Genomic DNA, 22,888 nt, shown 5'->3' with positions numbered 1-22,888 from the left:
ACGAACCGGGCCCCTGAATTTGTTGGGACGGCGGGCTCTAGTTCGCCGCCGGCGAATTCCCGCTCTGTGTCTGGCAGCCTCCATGTTGTTTTCGGCCGATTTGGAGCCGTGCTCTGGCCCGTCCTGCGGCTATCCGACATTGAAAGAGCTCATCATTTGTCGAATGTGCGGCCCCGCGGGGACCGATGTCAGGCTGGACTTTACCGACGCTCCGACGCGAGCGCGGACGCCGAGTGGCGGAGCACCTGTAAGTTCGTCAGATGTTATCTCCGTATTCCTACGGAGTGCCGCTCGCGGGCATGTTACCGAACATTTGGCACGAATGATGCGGACATATCGTTGGCGGAATTTTCAGTGTCCGGGGCTAGGAGTGCAATGCCGCCAAGCGGTCATATTCCGCTTGTGCGGCGCTGTGCGTTGCGGCAGCTGATGTGTCCGCCAGTAGTATTACGTACGCGATCAAAGCTGACGTATGCCAGTATGCTGTTAGGATGCGTTCGGCGCCTCAGGGTAGGCGTCCTATTGGTTTGATGATTTCATAGCCAACGCCCCGTCCGAGCTAGCACCACGGACGGGGTTTATTTTGTGGAGAATGAGACACCCAGCGAGGCCATTAAGCTAACTGGTTAGCTTTGATTGCGGCTTCCGGTTGCAACACGTCGCGAGGCGATGACGAATGACCTGAAACGGGAGGCTATCGCGCATGACCCGAGAAATTTTACTATCCTTGTTTTGCTTGCTCAGGCGGTGGCGTGGGTCTGGTTTATAGCCACATACGGTTGAAGCAGCCCACGTATGTTGAATGGACGTAAGAACGCAGTCATCGGACTAAGTGCCCTGCTCGGGTTCTCCTGCTGGAAGCCAGCTTGGCATAATGATTGTCCTTGTGCTGAAGCTTTTGTCGGCGTTGAGTTGCGGTTCTCGGCCTCAGAAACGCTGAGCCAGCCGGAGGTCCGCGAACCAGAAACAGCCCCGCGGTTAGGGCGGGCTAAGTCGAGTTAACATTGATCTGACCCGCGTGAGGGCCGCTGCCAGCGTATCAGACCGCCAAAGTCAGTCTTTGGGCTAATCCACCTGAGATTTTCCGCGGATCTCTTTGCCGCGGTTGTGACCGCGCCGTTCGCGCAAGTCTCGTTGCGCGCAAACCGCGGTGCGATACGTTGAAGTCACCGGCCCCCCAAGGCCCGACCCACTCAAGCGAAGCCGTCAGGCCCCCGCTTGGCGGCTTCGTTTCGCATTGCCGATGCGCTATCGAGCAGCGCCTCAGTAGGCGCCCTATTGGTTGTTGATGACGGATGAGGCAATGAAGCCATTTTGCCGGGCCGACGAAGCCATCCGGAAACAATCCGGTGCTCTCATCTCCCAAAATCAAATAATGGAATGCGATCATGTTACCCGTCATTCTTAACGTAATTTACCGTCACTTCCTTGAAGCGGCCCTTCCCGGCATTTCGAACCAGGGAGCAAGGATATGATCGAAGTGGTCACGACTTTGGCTGTATTTTTCAGCATGAGCATTTTCTTGGCTCACTGTTAGACCGGTATCGGACAGGCTGATGGTACGCTCTGCTCAACTAAACACCGATCGCAGCATCACCTGGCTGACGGACTTGATCGAAGCGACGGAAGTCGTGGCCTCATCCGATGAACCATGTGCCCCTACCATTGTGAAGGCGTTCATCGAACACTTAGAAATGGGCCTCGATAGGCATCTCGTTGATGAGCGACCAAGGGCATGAACTGCGACGTATCGGCAGTTGCAAGCCGGTATCATCAAGCCAATTTATTACATCGCTGGAATTTGCAATGGAAGATTGCCTGCTGATTGCTGTCTCCCGCAAAGAAATGAGCACCCCCGATCGACAAAAGTGGGGAATTGTTTGCGGGCTTGTGACTGCGGGACTCGCACTGAGCGTATCAATCGCAGCCGCTGCCGAGATAAAGTCCGTCAATCTCAAAGACGATAGCGTCGAAATTTCCGTATCCGGCACGATCGCATCAGGTGACGCCGATTTAGTGGCCGCTCGCATCAAGTCGGCGACGGACGCGGGTAAACTGGTTACCTCGGTGCGGTTGAACTCGGACGGCGGCAACCTGCTGGAAGGTGTCCGATTGGCAGCCCTTGTCAGGTCTGCCAAGCTGTCCACGAATGTCGGACAAAACGCTACCTGCGCATCTGCCTGCTTTCTCGTCTTCGCTGCCGGCGACACAAATCCGCGTATGTTCACGCCCGCATTGGAGTGCATGGTGCCTCCGAGGAAGGCAACGAATCTCGCAAAGCAACCGTGGCGATGGCGCGTATCGCAGAAGAATTGACTGTCCCGTCGTCAATCATCCGCCGCATGGTAAATACGCCACCCACCGACATGACTTGGCTCAGCCTCAATGATCTTCGATTGATGGGAGCGGATATCAAATACTACAAAAACCAGTGAACCGCGGTACGAGGGATCGCACGATGCGGAACATTCGAATTTTGATGACAATGAGTTTACTCATGACGCATACTGCTGGATTGGCCGACCCAGTGGAAGGGCCCGGCGCGACTACGTGCGCCCAATTTAGTAATATGTACCGGGCTAATTCGGGAATTGAGGATACGTTTTTCACCTGGGCTCAAGGGTATATGTCGGCCCTCAACATGAACGTTTTGACGAGCAAGCTCCCACCGCGCGAATTAGCCGGCGGAGTGGCCACCCAGAAAGGAACCATTCGCAGTTATTGCGCAGACAACCCGCTAAAGAACTACATGGATGGTGTCATCGAGTTGTATAAGAAGCTGCCTCATCAAAAGCTCTGAGTTCAGCCGCTTGATCCTGAGACATCAATTGATGCAAGGTCTGTACGCGCGCCGCTAGCATATTTGCCAATCACCGCGGTCGGATGATCTCGATCGTCGCCATCCCGGCATCGTCCATTTTTCGCGGCGTCCGAGCCAGCTAGGGTCCGGTCTGGAAATTTGCGCGGTCCCGGGCCTCCTCATCTATCAGTCGACAGGCACGCTGTTTCTATCGCGCCGCGATAGATATCACCGTAACCGACCATCACATAGAACCTTCGAGGTGCGTATTATTTTGCCTTTTTGGCGACTACCCACCTCACGATGGGCCAGCCCACCACGAAAGATGATGCGACGGTTGCCATCATTCTTATGAAGGCGTCAATCCAATCCTGAGCGAAGAAGTAGGGTCGCCTGTCAAGGATGACGTTGAGCGCGCAGCAAAGGGCAACTAGCAGCCGATGGACCTGGCCCTCCAGATAGGTGAGGCGCTCATTGAGTTTGTCGTTGTCCACGGCGGCCCCTGTTAATGTCAGTTGTTAATTCGGTTTCAATTTCGCGGTCAGTAAGCCGCAGCATCGAGTAGCAGAAAAGAGAAGCGCCAAAAAGAAAACAAGCGCCTCAGGAGATAGAAGCCGAGACTGCCCGCGAACAAACAGAAAATATGCAGCTGCAACCGGAAGCAGCGCCAAGGGTGCGACTAACAGGGTGAATTGGGGAGGATATGTCCAGTGCCCAAGGAAGTTGATATTGTGGCCAATTGCATCGATCTGCAGTCTTGCGAGTTGATCAAAATGGTAGACCTGCTCGACGTCGCAAAGCCAGACTCTTTGCGCAACGATGGTCAAAATCGAGAATGGATCTGAATTGTCCCACGTGCCAACTGGAGAGCGAGCCAGTCGTCAAGACAAGAACAATCGTCAGCTCGGAACGGATGAAGCGCGCGCACATCCCCCGTTTCGCTGCTGAAGGTTGGATCGAGTCTAACAGTTTGACTGACGTGGACTCCGGCCCTCGAATCACAATGAGAGAAAGAAAACAATCTAAACGCCAAAAACCGACGCCTGAATCAGACTTTTTCAAGCGATCGCCCCACAACAGGACGAAGGCGGAAGCGCTCGAGGTTAGCCGCCACAGGGCACCAATCATAGTCATCGCAGTTCACTATAAATGCAACTTTTGAACCGTCGAACGTAAAAAAGTGCCAAGAGTGAATATTTGCGGTGGAGTTATTTGTTCAGGAGCGATGCCCTTCGCAGTGGCTTTTTCGTATCCCGTTCTAATAACCCGATGCTTGTCTGCAGGCTGTGATCTACGCCCTCGCCATCGTGGCGCGGGTCCGCGGCTACCATTTCTGTCGTGCCCAGGGGCCGTGATCGAGGATGTCGGCGAGCTCTACAAACGTGTACGGGCATTCCAATCTGCATCATATGACCGGGAGACAGATGAAAGCGAAGCGGGTGGCGGAATGGACCAGGGTCTTCGACCTGCGCACGGCCTACTTTGTTCTGCTCATGGTAATGACGCTACCGGTGCTGTTCCTCTTCCCGCGCACGGTGGATCTCGTAAACCACTGGGCTCGGCTGACAATTCTCAGCATGCCGGCGTCCGATCCGCTCAACGCCTTTTACTTTGTCCATTGGGGCGCCTTTCCCAACCTCGGAATCGATCTCATCTATGTTGCGTTGGCGCCCCTGTTGAGTGCCGAGACCGTCGCACGGCTCGCCTTCATCCTGGCGTTCTGGCTTCCGGCGCTCGGTGTCTGGGCTTTACATCGCGTATGGGCACAGGAACCATCGCCAACAATCCTCATCGCGCCAGTCCTCAGCTACAACCTCGTAACGACAATGGGGCTCATCAATTTTGGACTGGGCATCGGCGTCGCTCTGATTGCACTCGCCTGGCGGGCCGCCCAGGCGCGCCGACGGATGTCGCGCGACCTTTTGGTGATGAACACGGTGGCGGTCGCGCTATTCTTCTGCCACATCCGCGCACTCGCTGCTTTCTGCGTCATTTTCGGGCTCCTGGAAGTCACGCCACGTCGAGAGGAGCCGCTCAAACAGGCGTTCCTGCGCGTCCTGCGGTCTCCGCTTTACGTCGCTGCTGCTCTGGTCCTCGTCTGGTCGATCCCGCAGTTGCCGCATGGCTATGTAGTAACGAGCGACAAATCCTGGATCGTCATTGCACCCTTCTTTGGTGGCCTCCCGTTGGACCATCAATGGGGCCTCGGGTTGCTTGTCCTGGTGATTTTGTCGTGCGCTTCATCGGCATCGCAGAGCCGGCGAGGTTCGCCGTGTTCGGACTTTTCGTCGTCGCCGTTTGCGCGCCCTCCTCGCTGAGCACGGCGAACCTGGTAGATGCGCGCCTCGTGGTACTTTGGATATATCTGGCGCTGGCCGCGACTGTCGCGCGTGTTCCGAAACCCAGGCATCTCCGACGTGCACAGGTGAATATGTTGTTCACCGGACAGGGCCTGCAGCCAGTGCGAGCGAAGGACCCGGCGATCGCGGCCGCACCGCAGGTGATTGTGAACTCCGAGTGGCTTTCCGAAGCTTCGGGACAGTCGAAACTGAAAGCAGACGCGCCCACGGCCTGGGTCAATATTTTGTCGCGTTGGCGCGACCATTTCGACGTCGTCGTCGAGATCCACGGTACTTGCGAGAGTGCGATCGTAGCGCCAGGCCTCGAACGCGTCGCGCGTTCAAGGATTGCTGATATCTATATTGCTGAACGGCTGCGCTAAAGCGTAAGCGTAGCTTTGCGGCCGTTCTGATTGGCGCTTGACGTCTATTTTGGCCGCGTGGCGCGTCGCCGCGCGGCATTCCATTGGTCGGACAATGCGTTGACGGCGGCCTCGAGCGCCTTCCGGTCGACGACGTTGGGATCGAACCGCTCCGGGCCCCAGAGGCACATATGTTCGTGCTCCGGATGTGCGGGGTCCCTGATGCCATCAAGGTATTCGGCATAGCCTGGCGCACCGCCGACGTCTTCCGGAGGACAACGACCGGCGGCCTCGAGCAAGAGGGGAAGTCCCTCTGTCGTCGTGTTGTCGAACCATTTTTCGAGCTTGATCACATGGTCCCAGCTGTCGCCGAAGTCATAGAGATAATGGATCGTCTTGGCGCCGGTCTCTTGAACGATGTCGGAGAGCCGCGCCTTGCGGGCATCGATAGGCTGGGGGCCAAAATCACCGTCGGGATCCGGGATTCCCCAACGTTCTTCGCCAGCGTGGAACTCGAAGAGGTGGCTGTTTGTCCAGCCAAACGCCGCCTGAAGCGTCAGATGCAGCCGATCAGCGCGCAGGGTGACAGGCACGACAAGGCGACGCATCACCTCCGGTTTCACGTCCTTGAGGGTCACCTTGATCCGGACCGCGGTCGTGTTGAGGCTCATGCCGCCAGCCTCGGATCGTGTGCATGCACCTTATAGGTCGATGCCCAGGGAAGCAGTTCGTCCAGTCGCGCCGCAGGCCAGCCATTGACGAGCTTCGCGAGAACGTCAGCAAGCCAGTGCTCGGCGCTGACGCTATTGAGCTTACAGGTCTCGATTAACGAAGCTAGTATTGCCCAACTCTCGGCGCCCTCGTCGCAACCGGCAAAAAGGGAGTTCTTGGCGTTGAGCTTGATCGGCCGCATCGCACGCTCGACCGCATTCGTGTCCATCTCGATGCGCCCGTCATCAAGGTAGAGCGTCAGGCCGTCCCAATGACGCAGCGCATAACGCAAAGCCTTCGCCGTGTCGCTCTTCTGCGCAAGGTGATCAAGCTTTGCCTCAAACCATTGCTTCAGGGCTGCAGCCAGAGGCCGGGCATGCGCTTGTCGGCCAGCGCGTGAGCGACTAGCCTGAAGCTGATGGCGAAGCCGACGCTTGTGTGAATGTCCGAAGGAATCTGGACGTTGCTCTTATCAGAGCTCCAATTTCCTTTCCGACAGCGAGGAAGTAAAGCAAATGCGTGATTGCAAAGGACAGGACGCAGGATCCCAGGATGGTCGCCGTCACGTACAGACCAATCCCCGAAGGCACTGCAATCGTTCCCAACGATGCCTGCTTGAGCTCAGGCACGCCGGTCTTCCAGCACAGCACCATGAAGACCGCATAGGCCACGCTCAAGTGAGTTGCGACCGTGAAAGGCAGCCTCGATTTGGCGAAGAGGCCGAAGCAGGCCAGTGCGAAAATTGGAAGTGCAATGCCGAAAAACTGAAAGCCGTCAATCGGGACAAAATAACTCAGCGCTGCGTAGCTTCGCTGAAAGATGCCGAACACCTTGAGATTGAGGAACCAAAAAAGCTCGGAGCTTGGGGCATATTCAAGGGCCCGCGCAGCCAATTCCGCGGAAAGCGCGGCGGCAAACAGGGCTAACGGTCCCAGGAACTGCAGCTTGAAAAGACGGTTCATGCGACAAGCCATACGTTAAAAACGTTTAGCTTGTCCTAACGGTTCCCCAGCGTGGGCCGCACTCTCGCCGGCGCTAAAATATTAATGAAAACAGAGCATTAACAAAAATTTGTTCCGGTTACGGCTGCACTTCCGGCGGTCTCTCGATGAACGCCCGGCTGCCATTGAGCAGCTCGAGGTTGTTCGCTGTGACCGGGTTCGGATCGAGCGCATAGGCCTGTTGAAACTTCCGCCGCGCCGCGTTCAGATTGCCGCGCAGCATGTAGGAATAGCCCTGATTGTTCAGGAGCTGCACGGTTTCGCCGCCGAGCCGGATCGCCTGCCGATAGGCTTGGTCGGCAAGATCGAAGCGGCGCAACCGGTCATAGCTCGCTGCCAGCCCGACCCAGGCCGTCAGGTCCTTGGGCGCCTTCTCGACCGCGTCCTTGAAATAACGCTGGGAGATTCCGAAATTGCCGCGGTTGAAGTGTTCGAGTCCCATCCGCACGGGCTCGTCGGAAGCATAGTACTTCGCGTCGGTCGGCTCCTGCACCGGATCGGGACCGGCAGGCGCAACGGGCGCAAGCATGGCGGCATCGCGCACGGTCGCTTCTTGCACCGTTTCGCAACCTGCCAGGGCCGTCGCCATCAAGGCGCAAGCCAGCCATCCAAAAGGGCGCCACATAACCGTTATCCAGCCTCACTTATCAACGTGAAAAACAAACCGCCGCGTCTAACCTTGCGGCATCAAATCAAACGATCAAACTCATCAAGGTCGGACGCCCGCGCCCAAGGCAGCCGCACCAGTGCCCTGGAAGACGGCACCGCCTGCGTCCACTGCGGCTGCCGTTGCGCCGGCAGTTCCCATTGGCAGGTGCCCTTGGCCGACCGAGCTTATTCCGAACGCCGGCAACGGATCGCGCGGTTGATTGCCGGCACGATAACGCGTGATAGCGCCGTTGGTCTTCGCCGCCTGGACCACGATCCTGCGATCGTTGACGCCCTTGGGCCAGGGATGAATGGTTTGCGCGGCGATGTTGACCTCCTTGGCATTGCCGGCACTCATCGTGATCGTATCGGAGCGCTGGAAATAGCGGTCCATTTCGTCATGGCCGGCCAGGCCGTTGCAAGACCCCAGCGTAAAGATCGCGAGTAACGTCGTGCATGTCATATCGGTCGTCCCTAGTTGAGGGTCTTGACCACCGGCTGGTCGGTTAAGACCGCCGGAGGTGCTGAGAGGCGAGCATCGGGCGCGATGATGTGTCCGTAGGGACCTTTGACGTTGCCGCCACCGTTGACGTAGTCGTTGTAGCGCTTCTTCACTTCCATCTGGCCATTGAGGAAGAAGTCGACATCATTGGCCGGCAGGCGCGAATCCAGGGGCGACGCCAGTTGCTGTCCCGGCGCCACCGGCGCCACCAGGCGCGGCGTCACGATGATGACGAGGTCGGTTTCCTGTTGCTGGTAGGACGAGGAGCGGAATAGCGTGCCAAGCACCGGCACCGAACCGATCCAAGGCACTTGCGAGACATCCTGCCGATTACGCGTCTGCAGCAGGCCAGCAATGGCAAAGCTCTGGCCGTCGCGTAGTTCAACGGTGGTGCGAGCGTTGCGGGCAGTCAATGCGGGAATGACCGTGCCGGCGATCTGCACCGCGTTGGTGAAATCGAGTTCGCTCACCGAAGGCTCGACCCGCAGGTTGATGACCCCGCGCGACAGAACGGTCGGCACGAAGCCCAATTCGACGCCGAATTTCTTGAATTCGATGGTCACGGTCGGCACCAGGCCGGCGGTGCCTGCAGTCGAAGCCACCGGCACGGGGAATTCGCCACCGGCGAGGAAGCGGGCGGCCTCGCCGGACAGTGTCACCAGGTTTGGCTCCGCGAGGCGGCGCAGCACACCCTTGGTTTCCAGCGCTGTCACCAGGCTGTCGATCGTCATGCCGTTGTTCAGCCTGAGAATGCTCGTGAGCAACGTACCGAACGGTGCTGCTCCACTGGCGAGCGTGGCGGCGGCGCCGACCAAGGGAAGTGTACCTGTCGGGGCGGGGTTCCCGATGGGTACCCGCCCGGCGACAGGGGGGCCTCCGAGTCCTGTATTACCGACGTTCGTGCCGTTGGCATTGGCCGCATAGAGGTTGACACCGAGATCGCGGCCGGCCGTGCGATTGACCTCCAGGAAACGCACCTCCAGCATCACCTGCTGCGCACCCGCCACGCTCATGGCGTTGACGACGGAAGTGCCCTTCGGCGCGGTGCTGGTTGCAATCGCCATCGCGCGCTCGGCGGCGACCGCATCGGGGGCGGTTCCGGTGAGCACAAGCTGGCCTTCGCTGGCCGAAACACGGATGCCGCGGGTGCCCGTTCCGGCGCTAATATTCTGCTGCAGATTGCCGGTATCGACCGTGACCTCGACATCGAGGATGCCGATCTGCTTCATCGAACTGTCGAACAGGATGACGTTGGTGGTGCCGGGCATTTTGCCCTGGATGTAGATGAGCTGATCGCTCAGCGATTTGACGTCGACGATATCCGGGGAGCCCGCCACGATTGTCGTGAAAGGGGCCTCGACCCGAAAGGTGCGTGACTTGTTCACGACCACCTTGACACGCTGGACGTCGCCCATTTCGCTGACGAAGACGCCCCCGCCAGAGACGCGCCGCTCCGCGGCCGAGGCTCGGTCAGCAAATGAAGGGACCAAGGCAGCGCCGAAGGCCAGCGCGCCCACGGCGACAAGCCTCGCCCTCCCCACAGTCGAAATGCGGCCGCCAAACATGTCAGTCCCCTTCACCGCGTCCGCGGCTACCCGCAATAGGCACCTTCGGCGGTGCACAACTCTCCGGCACGCACGACTTCGCGGAGAGTCACAATCAGCCAAACAAGAAAAATCGCTAGTAAGTTTATATTCCTCGGCCCCAGCCGACTCCCCTCAAGATCATCGTTCGTCAGGCGATCCGGTTGCAAGGACAGACCCCAATATCTCCCGCAGATTCGAGAGAAATTCGCCCGATGTTGCCAAGAAGCACCACTTCCTGAGCCACCCATTTTGGCGGCCCGACGGTTGCCGGCATCCCCCTCCGGCAACCCATTTGGGCAGTAATTTCATGTTTTTTTCGTTAAATTGGTTCCAATCGTCAAATAGGGACAACCTGCCCTGCGAGGGCTCGGCGTCAACCCAAGCTTCCCGGCGAAGCTTCAACTCTAACGCCTTGGCAGTTGCTCGCGCTCCCGCCTGCGCTCTGCGGCGCGGCAGGTCTGGCTGGCCCGGAAGCCCCCCGAACGGCTAGTCTGCGCAATTGCCGCCTGGCAACTTTCAAGAGGAGAAGTGAGTGAGAAGAGCCGCCCGCGCCTTGCTTGCTGTTTCGATGTTCGGACTCGGAGTCGGGCATGCATCCGCTACCCCTTATGACAGCAACGTCTTCGCCAACCAATCCCCCGTTGCCACAGGCCGCGACGTAACCGCGACCGCGGTCGACCTGGTCAATTCGCGCTTTCGGCACCGACGGGTCACCGAACCAGGCGTTATCTGGCGGCGCAGCCATCCTGGTTGGTGATATTAGCTTTACCGCGCTCGCTGCTGATCGATCGCTCAAAATAGCGCGCGCCACTGACCAGCTACAGGGGCCTTCATCGGCGGATTTCTTCATTCATTCAGCCGGCTTGATTCGATAGCCACGGGCCGGCATCGCAGCCCGCAGTGTCTTTCGTTGTTTGCGGCCCACGCGGAATCGCCTGTCATTTGGCGATCGCCTGTGGTTCTCCGGAGCTGAGAACCACGAAGAGAAGTTTGCGGATGCAACAGAACCTTAGTGAAACATCAGGAAAATTAGACTAGGCAACCATTGTTAGTTTTCCGGAACGTCTCAGGCCCCCACGGGGTCAGTTTCGAGAATTCGATGCGATCGTGCCCGCATTGGGAACTACGTTCACGGCGGAAAACTACGGCAGCCTTGGCTCTCTCGATACGCACAAATTATTCAGTGAAAGTAGTCGCGGCTGGTATGGCAAAACAGGCCGCCGCCGGTTCAGAACCACCGCATTAAAAACCCCGTCCGCAGCGGGCAGGCCTCGGCCGAGGCCAGAGGGGTCGGTCAATCAACCCCCAGCGCCGGTGGCAGGCCGTCAGTCAAGGGCTAACAGCGAATTCCATCGCCCGGAAGCGAAATCGGGAAAAATTGGTGGTTTTACAGCCGGCGGCTGATTGGTGGTTTTACAGCCGGCGGCTGATCAGAGCGCGCTAAAAGGGGATCGACGTGCTCGCGGTCGGCGTCGAATTCAATCCGCTCCACAACGGCGTCATCATGGCGAAACCGGGCAGCGTCGCCGTGATGGTCAGTACCGATCCGCTGACGCTCCCGCTCAGCGTCGGCGTGATCCCCGCGATGTCCGACACTGACGTCAGATAGGTGCTGGTATAGTAGGAGCTGACATCGGTGCAGCTGGAAGGCGACGCATTCTGCGTCACCTGGGGCGTGTAGCATTGAATTATCGTCGCCCTGGCGCCTTCGCTCGCAAGCGAACGCAACAACTGCATGGTGATTGCATAGCGTCCGAGATCGAAGATCGCGAACACGAATGTGAAAAAGAATACGGCGACGAGGCAGAACTCGAACGCCACACTGCCGCGTTGGTCGAGCCTTCTCATCAACGCACCATCGCAATGACTTTGGTCTTACCCAAGGTGTTGGCGGTACAACCGGACGAACTCAGGTAGGTATTGCCGCTTATTGTCAGCGAGGCGGCGATCACTTCTGTACAGCTTGTGTTCGAACTTTGAGCTGTTCCGCCATATGTCACATTGGCATAGGGGAAATACATCGCGCCGCCCAAGGTCGACGTATTGCTGCCGCTTATGGTGACTGCAATCTTGTTTGGGTTCGCGTCGTTGCGGGCGTGATCGTCAATCAGGACGCCGTTTAGATCAGAATCGAATGTATTGGTCGTGGGAGCCGAAAGGTTGACGGTACCGCCACTGATCGTGAGGCTCGTATCGCTCCCGAGCAATACGAGCGTTACGCCCGTGCCGGTGACGGTGCCGCCAAAATTTATCGTTGCGTTATAGAAAAAGTATGTTCCTGGCGCGAGATTCAACGTGCCACCGGAATTCACCGTTAGGTTACCGTACACCTCTCCGGTGCCGCTGTTTGGAGTCAGCGAACAGGTCTGATTATTGTTAACTCTGCCGCCGCATGGGCTTGTTAAGGGGCTACTCCTTGAATTGAACGATTTTGTATCCAGCACAGATAGCGGATTCTTTGCGGGAAGCATGTTATAGTTGTACCCCGCATCATCAAGGGCACAATGCCCCGACGGCGCCTTGCAGCCATCTACCGCATTCACAGCCCAGCCCGAACCGCTAAAATCCGGAGTGCCGTTGTACTTGACGTTGGTGTTCGACATCATCGCGCATCCGCTGCCGGTGATGACGCTGCTGCCGCCGATCGTAAGTGCATCAGCTCCCGGCCCCAATCCAAACGCACATACCGGCTTTGGATCCTGAATCTGGACAATCGCTGACGCGCGGATGTTGACGGTGGACATGCCAAGGATCTGCGCAAGGTATCCCGGCTGCTGCTGGGCCACGGTCGCAATAACGAAATTACCGCTTCCCGAGCTGGTCCAGGCGCCAGCAGAGTAGATTCCTCGATCGATCGACACGGTTTGTGTCGTGTTTAGCTGCGGCGTGCCGCAAGTCGAGCCCGGATATACGGGGTCACCGGTGGAATTGCAGAATTTATTCTGGGCGGCCAGTTGTTTGCCGCGGTAGATATAGTCCTGCGAAACATCGCAGTCAGTGCCGGCTGTCGACAGCGAGCACGCCAGTGACAGGCCGCCCGAATAGGCAGCCGCATCAGCGGCGTTCTGCGCATTTTGCTTCGTCACGTACCATGACCCTGCCTCGGCCCCAAGAGCGACGAATCCAATCAACGGCACAAGCGCAATCACCGTCGCGAAGGCGACGGAACCGCGACTGCAGCGAGCCAGTTTGCGCACGGTGTCCTCCTATTGAAATCGCTGGGTGTAGGTAATGGTACAGCTACTGCACAACATCGAGCCGAGTACCATGGGTGATAAAGTAAAGGTCGTCGTGAAGGTGTAGTATTTCACGATCGATGCGGCCCCCGAACCGCAGGGAGCCACCGTTCCGGGTGAACCACAATATACCTCTGGGGTCATCGTATATCCGCTGATCGCCGTGGGCAGCGCGCTTTTCCAGGCGGCGATCACGGAGGAATTGGTCACATCGGCCGGCGGGGAATATTGGGTCCGCTGCCCCATGTCACGAAGCGCCTGATGCGCCGAAATGAACCTGAAGCCGGCAATCGCCAGATCGACCAGCGGCAGCAGCAGAGCGAACGTCAGGACGAGCCAGACAATAGCCATTTCGAACGCGGCAGCGCCGCGCTGATCACCGATGAAAGAGCGCTTGCCGCCCTTCTGCCTGCCTGTCCGAACCGTGCTCATGACTCTCGATCGTGACTAGATTCCCTTGAAGGAACGAATGAGATGCAAAAATGAACTGCCGCCGAGAATGACAAACATCGCCGGCAGCAGGAACAATACCATCGGTACAATAAGCTTGGCACCGAGCTTGTGGGCCCGCTCCTCGAGATCGGTGATCCGCTCGCGCCGGAGGTCGGACGCGATCGAGCGCAGCGCTTGGCCCAATGGCGTTCCGTATTGCAGGCTCTGGCTGACCATGATGCCAAAGCGGCGAAACCCTTCCGACGTGGCTGCCAGCTTTTCGAACGCCTCGGCGCGAGTCGGCAAAATCCTGAGGTCGTCGAGCAGGCCGTACAATACGCGCGAGATCGACGGATTGGTCTGGTTCATCTCCTCGGCGACACGCTGCAAGGCGCTTTCCAGGCCCATTCCCGCTTCAGCGCAAACGACGAGCAAATCGATCGTATCCGGCGTGCCTGACCGGATAGCTTTGTCAAAACGCCGTTTCATGACCAGCAAGACCAGTCGCGGCCCCATGATCCCGATCACCACGCCGAGAAGAGTGAAGGTCAGCACACTGACCAGTGTCCACCCCGAAAGCTGCGCAAACAGGAAGGCAGCGATCGGAAACACGAACGTGCTGACGGTCTTCACGCCGAGCCAGATCGGCAAGACCTGATGGTGATTAAATCCAGCCGATTGAAGAACTACCCGCAACTCGTCGAGATTTTCCTCGGCGTAGAAACGCCGGTATCGCATGCCGATCGACGCAAAAAAACCGGTCACATCCTTCCGCGTAGAGCGGTCGGAAATGCCGAGCACTGCATTCGACACCCGCGCGTTCAGCGCGCGAATGTGCATCTCGCGGATGACCATCAGGAATGTCGCGGTCGCGGCAATGACGACGAGGGCTGCCACAGCCAGGCTGCCATTCATAGCGACGTCTCCCTTTGAATCATCCAGCGGATCACAAAGTGCCCGAGAATGACCGAGCCAATGGCATAGGCCAGGAGCATGTTTCCGGTCGGATCATAAAACAGCAGATCGATCGACTTCGGATTCATCAGGTACAGCATTCCACCAATGATAAGGGGCGAGACCGAAAGCGCACGCGAGGAAAAGATCACCTCTCCTGCGAGCGCCTTCGCACGGGCGGCCAGCGCGACGCGCTGGCTCACGGTGTCTCCCAGAATTTGCAGTGTTTCAGCCAGGCTGCCACCGGACTTCAACTGGACGGCAAGCGTCACCGAGAACATCGCGTACTCCGCGACTTGGGTACGCCGATAGACAGCTTCTACGGCGTCCTCCGGAGCCTTGCCCAGGTTAATTTCGCTGCAGACGATGGCAAATTGCCCCGACGTCGGCTGCGGCATCTCGCGAGCGATCGTGCGAAGCGCTTCGCTGACAGGCAGACCCGCGCGAACGGTACTTGTCACCAGCTGAATCGTATCCGGCAGTTGCCGAAACAGTTGATTGGAGAAACGGCTTCTCTGCCACCCGAACATGCCCCGCACCACCAATAGCGCCACAATCCCGGCCGCGATGGATACCTGGAGGTTGGAAAATCCGAACAGGCTGTTGGCATAGAATATCACCGACGCCACCATCGCAGCGACCAGCAGCACAAGGATCGGGTGCACGGAGTAAACGATGTGTGGGTTGTAGTTCGCCAAGCGATGCAGGAACATCAAGCGCGCTCCGGTCTCGGTCCGGCGGATCGACGTAAAGCCGGCCGTGGGCGCTTTTTGCAAAGCGACCTCAAGCTGACGATTCATGCGCCTTTCCCGCGCATCGAGCCACAGCGTTACCGCTGCTGCACACAGGAGCAGACCCAAAACGGCGAGAATTACGTAGTTCGGAATCATATCTGGCTCATCGCTTCAGCCCAGGCTTGCTGAAGGCCGTAGTAGGCAAGTCGGCTCTTGAACTTCGGGAGCGCCTGGGTTGACTTGTAAGTGCCTACTATCCGCCCGTGAGCGTCCTCCTCCTGGTACTCGAACGCCGCTATATCGTTGGTGGTGATCACCTCGCCTTCCATGCCGATGACTTCGCTGAGCTGAATGATCCGACGTTGCCCGTCCCGCATGCGTTCGACCTGAACGATGATATCCAGGGCAGCAACGATCTGCGATCGAATCGCCCGCGTGGGCAGATTGACCTGCCCCATCTGCACCATGTTCTCGACCCGGGTCAGGGCGTCCCGCGTGCTGTTGGCGTGCACCGTCGAGATCGACCCGTCATGGCCGGTGTTCATCGCCTGCAGCATATCGAATGCTTCGGCGCCGCGGACTTCGCCGACGACGATCCGGTCGGGACGCATACGAAGTGCGTTCCACAGCAGGTCTCGCTGGGTCACCTGCCCCGTGCCTTCCAGGCTGGGGGGCCGGGTTTCCAGGCTGATGACGTGCGGCTGTTGAAGCTGCAATTCCGCCGCGTCCTCGATGGTGACAACGCGCTCGGTGTGGTCGATGAACTGGCTCATGGCGTTCAGAAGCGTCGTCTTGCCGGATCCGGTACCACCGGAAACGAGAACGTTGAGCCGCGCGCGGGAGGCAATCTCCAGCAATTGACCGATCGCAGGTGTCATCGAGCCGTTCTTGATCAGCCCGTCCATACTTAGACGGCGAGCTGGAAACTTTCGGATGGAAATGCAGGGACTGTGGATCGCGAGCGGTGGCAGAATGATGTTGACGCGACTGCCATCCGGCAAGCGGCAGTCGACCATCGGACTGGATTCGTCCACACGCCGACCGACCTGCGCAGCGATCTTCTGCGCTACCGAGGCGATATGGTCATTATCGCGGAATCGTACCGCGACCCGCTCCAGCTTGCCGCTTCGTTCGACATAGACGTTGCCAGGGCCGTTGATCATGATGTCGTTGATCGTTTCATCGTCCAGCAGCGGACGCAGCGGCCCATAGCCGGTCATATCGTCCGCAATATCATCGGCCAGCTGGATCTGCTCGCGACCGGACAGCTCCAGCCGGTCCTGGTTGGCGATCCCGTGGATGATTTCCTCGATCTGCCGTCGCAGCACATCACGCGAAACGGTTGCCGCTGCCGACGGATCGATCTGCTCCATCACCCGTTCGCGCAGCGACGCGAGCATCACGGGATGATGAATCGGAGGGTCCTCGCGCCGAGGCACCAGGCTTGGGGGCGGCGCAGGCGGGCTGGCGCTCGCCGCAGGCAAGACTGCCACGGACGAATGCGCAAGCGGCGGCGGGAGGCCTCCGCGCGGCGCGGGGGCGGCTTCCATCGATGCGAGTGGACTTGACACCGAGGGACTTGGCACCAAGGTGGGCAAACGAAGCACCGGCTCGTCGTCCGGGCGTCTTCCGAACTTTTTCATAGCCCGAGCAGCCTCCTCAGCCGTCCCTTTCGCTTGACGCCGACACCGGTGATCTCCCGGACAATCGGCGCCAGATGACGTCGCAGTTTGGATACGTGCTTGAGCGCTGGAATTCCGAGATTGACCGCCTGGGTCATCCCCTTCCCAAGGTCAGGAATCACCATGTCCGGCTCTGCTCCGAGCGCTTTGACAATCGTCGCCTTGGGAAGGCCTCCGGCGCGATCGGCCCGGTTGAGCAAGGTAAAGACGCGATCCTTACCGGCGATGTTGGTGACTGCGTTGCGCAGCGCATAAGCATTGCGAAGTCCCGTGACCTCCGCTTCCAGCAGGACCAATACCTGACGAGAAAGGCTGATCACCGGGTAGATCGAGGGAGGGAAAGGCACCGGTACGTCGACAACAACATAGTTGAATCGTTGACGGAGCAAACCGAGCACGTGTCGCACACCCGCTTCGGTGATATTGAGCTGCGCATCCAGCTCCTCGTCCGCGGCGATCAGGCTAACCCGATCGTTGATCTCGATTGCGGCGCGTTCCAGAAACAACGTATCCGCCCGCATCGGGTTTTCCAGGGCGATGCGCAGACCCGGCCCTGGCCGTACGCCCAGCATCACCGCCGTCTCGCCGTTCTGCAGATGAAGATCGAGCAGCGCGACCTTGGCCTTGGTGGTCTCAGCTAGTTGCAGCGCGAGATTGATGGCGATACTCGTCGCGCCGGCGCCACCCTGGGCGCCGCAAATCGAGACGACATGTCCGCCACGATCCGGTTGAGCAGGCACTACGCCGCCTATCAGCTTCGGTCGCAGCAGGTCCAATACCATGTCCCGCGTAAGCGGCCGCGGAAGGTATTCGGTGATGCCGGTTTCCATCAGCTCGCGGTAAAAAGTGATCTCCCTGCTGTCGCCGATTAGCGCCACCCGAACATCGGGTGGGCAGACGCTGGCCAACCTTTCCAGTTCGGCAAACGGGTCATCGATTCCACTAATGTCCGTCACCAATGCGAACAGCTCGGTGTCGGTTTCCAGCATCCGGATGGCATTGCGGATCGTGCCACGCCGGATAATCAGGTTGCTGCCGTCGAGGCCCTTGCGAAGAGCCGCAGCGCTTTCCTCGTCATTGACGAAGCAGATGACGCGGTCGCGGGTGGCTACGGATGGAGCTTCAGATTGATTCATGACGGCCATGTTCATCAACGCTTCTCCGGCAAATTGCCGGCGCCAGCTGCCGCTGCAGTCAGGCGCGCAACATCCGATGCATCGCAGTTAGCTGAGTTGTCTGCGACCTGCTTCTTGACCGAGAATTGCTTGGCCTCCCCCCCTGAATAAACAATGATTGCAGTCGTCTGACCGGCAGCCGCGTTCTGCCGGGCGAGTTCCGGCGACACATCACAGCTCGACATGGCGCGAGCGTCGAGATTGTCCCGCTTGTCCATGAGAGCGGCCCGCACCGAAAGGGAAAGCTTTCCGAGTTGCTTGGCGACCGTGATCCTCTGAACCTGATCCGGCAAGAGTTCCAGCGAGACGGTCGCGGCCTGCTTGGCCGACGCAACGATAGCCCGGCCGCCCTGGACGATCTCCTGGTCAATGGCGATGATCCGAACGTTGCGCAGAACGGTTTCGCTGAGCGCGCGACGCCCGGGATCCGCCTTCTCGAACATCTGCGTCAGCAGCACGTCGACACGATCGCCCGGCCGAATAAGGCCCGACACGCCGGACTCCTCGTCGACCTTGATGCTGATGGCACGGGTGTCCGGCGCCAGCACGCTGGCGAGGAAGCCTCGATCCTGAGGACGCACGATATCATTCAGAGTGATTGGGCTGCCGGCCTCGACGAACTTGCGCACAAGCGAACCGGACAATGAGGCCTTGGAGTCGAGCGTTTCAAGAATTGCTTCCGCCGGAACGCGATCAGCCTGCGCCGAGCGCACCACGAAGTCTTCGTCACGGGCCAGGGTCCCTCTCGGTAGCGGCCGCGCCGCGACATAATACCCGACGGCTTTTGGCGCCGGCGCTTGCTGAACAACCTCCTCGGTCGGAGCCTTGGAGGGGGTGTTCAAGTTCAGGGCAATGAGGCCCAGCGCAGTTGTTGCAAGAAGTAGAACTGCAATTATCGAAAGTCGCAAAGCCGACGACATATCAAATTCCTTTACTGAAAATCGCCCAAATACCACCGCATGCTATGGCGACGCCATAGGGCAACGGCGCGTGCCGCAAATGACGCCAACGCTCGACCACGTAGACGCGGCGCAACAACGATGACCCGGCGGGGGCAAGTCTCGGAGAAGGCAAGTTCCGCATCATCAAATGTATCAGGGCAAGAACGCCGCCCGCGAATGCCGTCATCGTCAACAGCTGAATGACGCCCATCAACGGTAGACCGATCGCCAGGACAACGAGCAATTTGACGTCGCCGCCGCCTATCAACCCGCGATGGAATATGACAAATAGCACCAGAAACAAGATTGTCGCGGCAATCAGAGACTCGATCATCCCGATCGGATTAGCCAGATGACTTGCGATGCCGAGGATCGCAAGCGCCAGGCAGATCTCGTTGCGGATCAGTCGCGTCGCGACATCCATCGTTGCAACATAAAGCAACAACAGAATTTCCAGAACTGCAGCTATAGGAACGATCCAGCTCATAAAGCGCGAACCTCAAACTCGTCCAATGGACCGCCTTTAAGGGTAGTCCAACCAGAATGCGGTCCCCTGACAGCCATATCAATAAACAATGACAGTGGCGCCTATCAGGGTCACCGCATCCGTCAGCAACATCTTGATGGATCGAGCACCGAGATTGAGCAGGAGGCCGTCGGCGCCCGATCCTGTTATTCGACTGGGCTTAGAAAATATATCCAGCCAGTCGTCGCATTATCCGACGGCGGCAATGACCTTGTCGGAGATGCTCGAGATCGCGCTGCTCAGCGCGCTGGAGATCGGACCAGTACCCCCGACACCGAACGCAAGACCGACTGCCCCCACGATGCAAGCGGCAACGATCACGTATTCGAACGACACAACCCCGTCCTCTTTCGCGCGCAGGCGCTTCAGAGCTTCGGTTACCTTAATGCAATGCCAAAACATACGATACCTCTTCAATGGGTCACTGCTCTTGCTGGCACACGCGCCTCGCAAAGAATGCACGCGAAATTCAGTATGCTCTTGCTTTAGAGTCGCTCGTCAGAACCTAATCCGACAACCGTCGCTAGATCGATCATCGTGCCGGTAAAACGGATCGTCGAACGGTGAGGTCACCAACCAATCGCCGTTCAATTCATAGGCTGGAGTTTTACAAAGGACAGGGCCACAAGTTCAGCGGGCCCCGTCCTTTTGCTCCCGAGCGGCCGTATTAGGCGACGGCTAAATTAGGCGACGGCTAAGGCAACCTTGGCGGCGATGGTCGAGATCGCGCTGCTCAGTGCGCTTGAGATCGGACCGGTACCGCCGACACCAAACGCAAGACCGACTGCCCCCACGATGCAAGCCGCAACGATCACGTACTCAAACGACACCACGCCGTCCTGCTCCTTGGCGAGGGTCTTCACTTCATTCAGAAATTTACGCATAAACGCCTCCAAATTGGTGTTAAGTTTCAAAAAACGATTGCAGCGGTACGGAGCTGCCCCGCTACCACTGCAGTAAATTTTCTATTAAGATAGCCTCTAAGTCAATGTTTAGACTAAGTTTAGACACTTTAACCTTAACCGTGAAAATGCGGTGTTACCCGCGGGCAACAACGCCAAATCGCGGAGCAATTTCTGCTTGTTCTGGCGTCAGGCTGCATACTCGGCAGCGATGTTGGTCGAGTCTCTGAAGCGGAGTACCCCGAAAGAATACTCGCGAGATGTATCGGAATGGTACGCGGCGAGGAGAGCATCCCAGGGCTTTGCCGCCGGCGCGAAAACGCAAAACGGCAAACAGCTCTCGCCAAAATGCCGTTCGCCATGGACCGACTGCAGAGACCGTGATCGGGCCGCTCGACGATCCCGACGATTGCCGAGCCTTCGAACAAGTTGCGATAGCCAAGTAGACGCGGGGGAACGTAGAGCAGACCGCACTATTTCAAGGAATTCGCGTTTCCTGGATGCGTGCGCCGAATGTGGACGACAGCCACGTTATCGGCATAAATCCGCTCCCATTCTGGCAATTGATCAAGCAGACCTACAGCCTGGGTTGACGGGAATAGCAGCGTCGAGTCGATCTTGTATTCATCGAGTAGTTTGATGAGATCCGGCACATCCTCAAGGTAGATTGTCCGCATGTAGCGGCTGAGAAATGCCGGCCCATATAGTTCGGCGCGCGAATCGATGAACGTCGGCACACCCTGGAAGATCAGGTATCCGCCGAAGTGATAATCATTCAGGACGCGATTTGCCTTCAATTCCCTGAGCTTTTCCACCGCACCACGCGGAACAAGCGGAGGCGTATGGTCCTTCGCCGCGGCGACTACACCGGTGACGATAATGAGGGCCGCTATCGCTGCGACAATTCCCTTCGTTTTTGCCGCAATCACTGTCCGACCGTCTGGCAACCCAGATCTCGAGAGGTGCTCCGCCAATGGACCAGCAATGAAGAAAGGGGCAACCAGTGCGAAAACGTCGACATAGCGCTGGTGGACGAGAGTTTCGTAAACGAGAGCCAGGAGCGCAGCAACGCGGAGCAGAGGCAGCTTGAATCCGCTGTAGAGAGCGTAGGCAGCACCAGCAAGAAGGCAAACTGTAAAGGGATGCAGCGAGCTGAAATCTATCGGCCTCCACTCGCCAATGACCGAAAGAACCGACCCAAGGTTCAAAATTCGCAGTGTGACCAGGATCGACTCGACGCCATACGGCGTGACACAGCCGGCCACAAGCGCCAACACTCCAAATCGAAGCCAGTGCAATGCGACCGTCAGGCGAGACGATTTATCCGCGTTCCAAAGCGCCTCGAGGGCGAATGGCGCAATCAACGCCGCGCCCAATGTAAAACTCCCATGAAGATTCGACCACAGCGTAATGACGGGAAGGTAGACCATTGAAGGCGCTCGTCGCTCTTCAATCGCCCGAAGCAGACCGTCGGCCCACAGCACCATCAAGGGAAAGATTAAGACGTGCGGCCGGGCCAGGACGTGGTGCACCGTCATGGCGATTCCGGCACTTACCAGGATCATGACCGGCACGTTCGGCAGTCTCTTGAGCAGAAACTGCGCAAGAAGGAAGAATGCAGAAGAAGCCGCGAGCGCGGCCAGAAGCGCAGGGCCCGGCCACCCCGCCAATTTGAATGCAAGAAAGTAGAGCACTTCCGACAACCACGCGCTGCTTATCCAGGGCGCGCCGTGCTTCGTGAAAGAGAACAAATCGATATACGGGACGGTGCGATGATCAATGATCCACTGGCCGACAACGATATGCCAGTAGGTATCCGCATCCCTCAAAAGCTCGCTGATTTTTGCGAGGAATATCAAATAGGCCGTCGTCGCCAAGATCAACGGCAGCCAAGCCCGAAGGTAGTCACTGCGCGGATGGGCCATGCCCGACCCACTTTCCGCTTTCACCTGAAGCGAATCATTGCTTAATGGCATGTTCTACGTCCTTGAAATGCCAATCATTGTCATTTTAGGCCTAAGGAGGCAACGTGAAGCGCTTGAGCTGATTAATGTCTCCGGCATCAACGAAAGCAGCAGTGAGATGCGAGACTAGGCATCTTACACAGAGGGTGATCAGATTTGGAAACTCACCAGATCGGGGCGGGAAGCCCTAAGGGTCCGCGGCCAGAGCTGAAGGCGCTAATGGGACTTCGCGGAGTAGCGGCGCCATCGTAGCCTTGGCTCACTTCCGGCCGCTGTTGCCCTACGATGTCCAGGCCTTGTTCATGTGGCAGAATGCTGCCGTTGATCTATTCTTTTGCCTCAGTGGCTTCACGCTGTCCTACGTTTATAGTCGAGAGACGTTTTAAATTATCT

22 protein-coding genes and 1 pseudogene are annotated in these 22,888 nt (G+C 58.2%); 4 read left to right on the top strand and 19 right to left on the bottom strand.

Annotation, left to right across the window (positions count from 1 at the left end; translation table 11 throughout):
* The first annotated feature begins 1,719 nt into the window (after nucleotides 1-1,719).
* Together JQ624_RS31945 and JQ624_RS31940 are read left to right on the top strand one after the other, a co-directional pair.
* Complete coding sequence (locus tag JQ624_RS31945) at nucleotides 1,720-2,316, top strand: hypothetical protein (RefSeq protein WP_212422878.1); 597 nt, start codon at nucleotides 1,720-1,722, stop codon at nucleotides 2,314-2,316.
* A 181-nt stretch (nucleotides 2,317-2,497) separates the two neighbouring features.
* Nucleotides 2,498-2,800, top strand: coding sequence for a hypothetical protein (locus JQ624_RS31940; protein WP_212422877.1), 303 nt, complete (start codon nucleotides 2,498-2,500; stop codon nucleotides 2,798-2,800).
* A 269-nt stretch (nucleotides 2,801-3,069) separates the two neighbouring features.
* Here JQ624_RS31940 and JQ624_RS31935 read toward each other — a convergent pair whose 3' ends face one another.
* Entirely contained in the window at nucleotides 3,070-3,294 is a 225-nt protein-coding gene (locus tag JQ624_RS31935) for a hypothetical protein (RefSeq protein WP_212422876.1), read from the bottom strand.
* 930 nt (nucleotides 3,295-4,224) lie between these two features.
* Between JQ624_RS31935 and JQ624_RS31930 the strand changes: the two genes are divergently transcribed.
* Nucleotides 4,225-5,118 carry a hypothetical protein gene (locus tag JQ624_RS31930; protein WP_212422875.1) on the top strand — a complete coding sequence of 298 codons (894 nt, stop codon included), beginning with the start codon at nucleotides 4,225-4,227 and terminating at the stop codon, nucleotides 5,116-5,118.
* Nucleotides 5,073-5,522 (top strand): hypothetical protein, encoded by a 450-nt coding sequence (locus JQ624_RS31925; protein WP_212422874.1) that lies wholly within the window; start codon nucleotides 5,073-5,075, stop codon nucleotides 5,520-5,522. The genes JQ624_RS31930 and JQ624_RS31925 overlap by 46 nt, the downstream gene beginning before the upstream one ends.
* Before the next feature lie 44 nt (nucleotides 5,523-5,566).
* Here the strand turns inward: JQ624_RS31925 and JQ624_RS31920 are convergent, their stop codons facing one another.
* From JQ624_RS31920 to JQ624_RS31835, 18 genes and pseudogenes are all read right to left on the bottom strand, one after another.
* Nucleotides 5,567-6,172: a plasmid pRiA4b ORF-3 family protein gene (locus JQ624_RS31920; protein WP_212422873.1), complete on the bottom strand. Its 606-nt coding sequence runs from the start codon at nucleotides 6,170-6,172 to the stop codon at nucleotides 5,567-5,569.
* Nucleotides 6,169-6,621, bottom strand: a pseudogene (locus JQ624_RS31915) (transposase); the annotation flags it as partial. The gene JQ624_RS31920 and the pseudogene JQ624_RS31915, both read right to left, overlap by 4 nt.
* Nucleotides 6,617-7,174 (bottom strand): hypothetical protein, encoded by a 558-nt coding sequence (locus JQ624_RS31910; RefSeq protein ID WP_249130225.1) that lies wholly within the window; start codon nucleotides 7,172-7,174, stop codon nucleotides 6,617-6,619. The gene JQ624_RS31910 and the pseudogene JQ624_RS31915, both read right to left, overlap by 5 nt.
* A gap of 118 nt (nucleotides 7,175-7,292) precedes the next feature.
* The gene (locus tag JQ624_RS31905; RefSeq protein WP_312014527.1) at nucleotides 7,293-7,772 is read right to left on the bottom strand and encodes a tetratricopeptide repeat protein; all 480 of its coding nucleotides are present in this window, start codon (nucleotides 7,770-7,772) and stop codon (nucleotides 7,293-7,295) included.
* Nucleotides 7,773-7,922: 150 nt separating this feature from the next.
* Nucleotides 7,923-8,324 (bottom strand): hypothetical protein, encoded by a 402-nt coding sequence (locus JQ624_RS31900; protein ID WP_212422870.1) that lies wholly within the window; start codon nucleotides 8,322-8,324, stop codon nucleotides 7,923-7,925.
* Between the two features lie 11 nt (nucleotides 8,325-8,335).
* The gene (locus JQ624_RS31895; RefSeq protein ID WP_212422869.1) at nucleotides 8,336-9,928 is read right to left on the bottom strand and encodes a type II and III secretion system protein family protein; all 1,593 of its coding nucleotides are present in this window, start codon (nucleotides 9,926-9,928) and stop codon (nucleotides 8,336-8,338) included.
* Between the two features lie 1,461 nt (nucleotides 9,929-11,389).
* A complete protein-coding gene (locus JQ624_RS31890; RefSeq protein WP_249130224.1) occupies nucleotides 11,390-11,797 on the bottom strand; it encodes a TadE/TadG family type IV pilus assembly protein in 408 nt (135 codons plus the stop codon).
* Nucleotides 11,797-13,146, bottom strand: coding sequence for a pilus assembly protein TadG-related protein (locus tag JQ624_RS31885; RefSeq protein WP_212422867.1), 1,350 nt, complete (start codon nucleotides 13,144-13,146; stop codon nucleotides 11,797-11,799). The genes JQ624_RS31890 and JQ624_RS31885 overlap by 1 nt, the downstream gene beginning before the upstream one ends.
* A gap of 9 nt (nucleotides 13,147-13,155) precedes the next feature.
* Entirely contained in the window at nucleotides 13,156-13,617 is a 462-nt protein-coding gene (locus JQ624_RS31880) for a hypothetical protein (protein ID WP_212422866.1), read from the bottom strand.
* Between the two features lie 15 nt (nucleotides 13,618-13,632).
* A complete protein-coding gene (locus tag JQ624_RS31875) occupies nucleotides 13,633-14,532 on the bottom strand; it encodes a type II secretion system F family protein (RefSeq protein ID WP_212422865.1) in 900 nt (299 codons plus the stop codon).
* Nucleotides 14,529-15,461 (bottom strand): type II secretion system F family protein, encoded by a 933-nt coding sequence (locus JQ624_RS31870; protein WP_212422864.1) that lies wholly within the window; start codon nucleotides 15,459-15,461, stop codon nucleotides 14,529-14,531. Before JQ624_RS31870 ends, JQ624_RS31875 begins: the two co-directional genes overlap by 4 nt.
* Nucleotides 15,458-16,948 carry a CpaF family protein gene (locus tag JQ624_RS31865; RefSeq protein ID WP_212422863.1) on the bottom strand — a complete coding sequence of 497 codons (1,491 nt, stop codon included), beginning with the start codon at nucleotides 16,946-16,948 and terminating at the stop codon, nucleotides 15,458-15,460. Before JQ624_RS31865 ends, JQ624_RS31870 begins: the two co-directional genes overlap by 4 nt.
* Nucleotides 16,945-18,138 carry an AAA family ATPase gene (locus JQ624_RS31860; protein WP_212422862.1) on the bottom strand — a complete coding sequence of 398 codons (1,194 nt, stop codon included), beginning with the start codon at nucleotides 18,136-18,138 and terminating at the stop codon, nucleotides 16,945-16,947. The genes JQ624_RS31865 and JQ624_RS31860 overlap by 4 nt, the downstream gene beginning before the upstream one ends.
* Complete coding sequence (cpaB, locus tag JQ624_RS31855; protein WP_212422861.1) at nucleotides 18,138-19,082, bottom strand: Flp pilus assembly protein CpaB; 945 nt, start codon at nucleotides 19,080-19,082, stop codon at nucleotides 18,138-18,140. Before cpaB ends, JQ624_RS31860 begins: the two co-directional genes overlap by 1 nt.
* A 1-nt stretch (nucleotide 19,083) precedes the next feature.
* Nucleotides 19,084-19,590 carry a prepilin peptidase gene (locus tag JQ624_RS31850; protein ID WP_212422860.1) on the bottom strand — a complete coding sequence of 169 codons (507 nt, stop codon included), beginning with the start codon at nucleotides 19,588-19,590 and terminating at the stop codon, nucleotides 19,084-19,086.
* 228 nt (nucleotides 19,591-19,818) lie between these two features.
* Nucleotides 19,819-19,965, bottom strand: coding sequence for a hypothetical protein (locus JQ624_RS31845; protein WP_312014526.1), 147 nt, complete (start codon nucleotides 19,963-19,965; stop codon nucleotides 19,819-19,821).
* A gap of 347 nt (nucleotides 19,966-20,312) precedes the next feature.
* Complete coding sequence (locus JQ624_RS31840) at nucleotides 20,313-20,513, bottom strand: hypothetical protein (RefSeq protein ID WP_212422858.1); 201 nt, start codon at nucleotides 20,511-20,513, stop codon at nucleotides 20,313-20,315.
* A gap of 491 nt (nucleotides 20,514-21,004) precedes the next feature.
* Entirely contained in the window at nucleotides 21,005-22,507 is a 1,503-nt protein-coding gene (locus tag JQ624_RS31835) for a hypothetical protein (protein ID WP_249130223.1), read from the bottom strand.
* Nucleotides 22,508-22,888 lie beyond the last annotated feature (381 nt).

Source organism: Bradyrhizobium sp. AUGA SZCCT0283 (assembly GCF_018130385.1).
Classification (GTDB): domain Bacteria; phylum Pseudomonadota; class Alphaproteobacteria; order Rhizobiales; family Xanthobacteraceae; genus Bradyrhizobium.
This window is presented reverse-complemented; position numbering and strand designations above follow the sequence as displayed.

Coding starts and splice junctions, on each gene's coding strand:
- JQ624_RS31945 (WP_212422878.1), top strand. CDS start 1,720: ATGAGCGACCAAGGGCATGAACTGCGACGTATCGGCAGTTGCAAGCCG.
- JQ624_RS31940 (WP_212422877.1), top strand. CDS start 2,498: ATGACGCATACTGCTGGATTGGCCGACCCAGTGGAAGGGCCCGGCGCG.
- JQ624_RS31930 (WP_212422875.1), top strand. CDS start 4,225: ATGAAAGCGAAGCGGGTGGCGGAATGGACCAGGGTCTTCGACCTGCGC.
- JQ624_RS31920 (WP_212422873.1), bottom strand. CDS start 6,172: ATGAGCCTCAACACGACCGCGGTCCGGATCAAGGTGACCCTCAAGGAC.
- JQ624_RS31910 (WP_249130225.1), bottom strand. CDS start 7,174: ATGAACCGTCTTTTCAAGCTGCAGTTCCTGGGACCGTTAGCCCTGTTT.
- JQ624_RS31900 (WP_212422870.1), bottom strand. CDS start 8,324: ATGACATGCACGACGTTACTCGCGATCTTTACGCTGGGGTCTTGCAAC.
- JQ624_RS31895 (WP_212422869.1), bottom strand. CDS start 9,928: ATGTTTGGCGGCCGCATTTCGACTGTGGGGAGGGCGAGGCTTGTCGCC.
- JQ624_RS31890 (WP_249130224.1), bottom strand. CDS start 11,797: ATGAGAAGGCTCGACCAACGCGGCAGTGTGGCGTTCGAGTTCTGCCTC.
- JQ624_RS31880 (WP_212422866.1), bottom strand. CDS start 13,617: ATGAGCACGGTTCGGACAGGCAGGCAGAAGGGCGGCAAGCGCTCTTTC.
- JQ624_RS31875 (WP_212422865.1), bottom strand. CDS start 14,532: ATGAATGGCAGCCTGGCTGTGGCAGCCCTCGTCGTCATTGCCGCGACC.
- JQ624_RS31870 (WP_212422864.1), bottom strand. CDS start 15,461: ATGATTCCGAACTACGTAATTCTCGCCGTTTTGGGTCTGCTCCTGTGT.
- JQ624_RS31865 (WP_212422863.1), bottom strand. CDS start 16,948: ATGAAAAAGTTCGGAAGACGCCCGGACGACGAGCCGGTGCTTCGTTTG.
- JQ624_RS31860 (WP_212422862.1), bottom strand. CDS start 18,138: ATGAACATGGCCGTCATGAATCAATCTGAAGCTCCATCCGTAGCCACC.
- cpaB (WP_212422861.1), bottom strand. CDS start 19,082: ATGTCGTCGGCTTTGCGACTTTCGATAATTGCAGTTCTACTTCTTGCA.
- JQ624_RS31850 (WP_212422860.1), bottom strand. CDS start 19,590: ATGAGCTGGATCGTTCCTATAGCTGCAGTTCTGGAAATTCTGTTGTTG.
- JQ624_RS31840 (WP_212422858.1), bottom strand. CDS start 20,513: ATGCGTAAATTTCTGAATGAAGTGAAGACCCTCGCCAAGGAGCAGGAC.
- JQ624_RS31835 (WP_249130223.1), bottom strand. CDS start 22,507: ATGCCATTAAGCAATGATTCGCTTCAGGTGAAAGCGGAAAGTGGGTCG.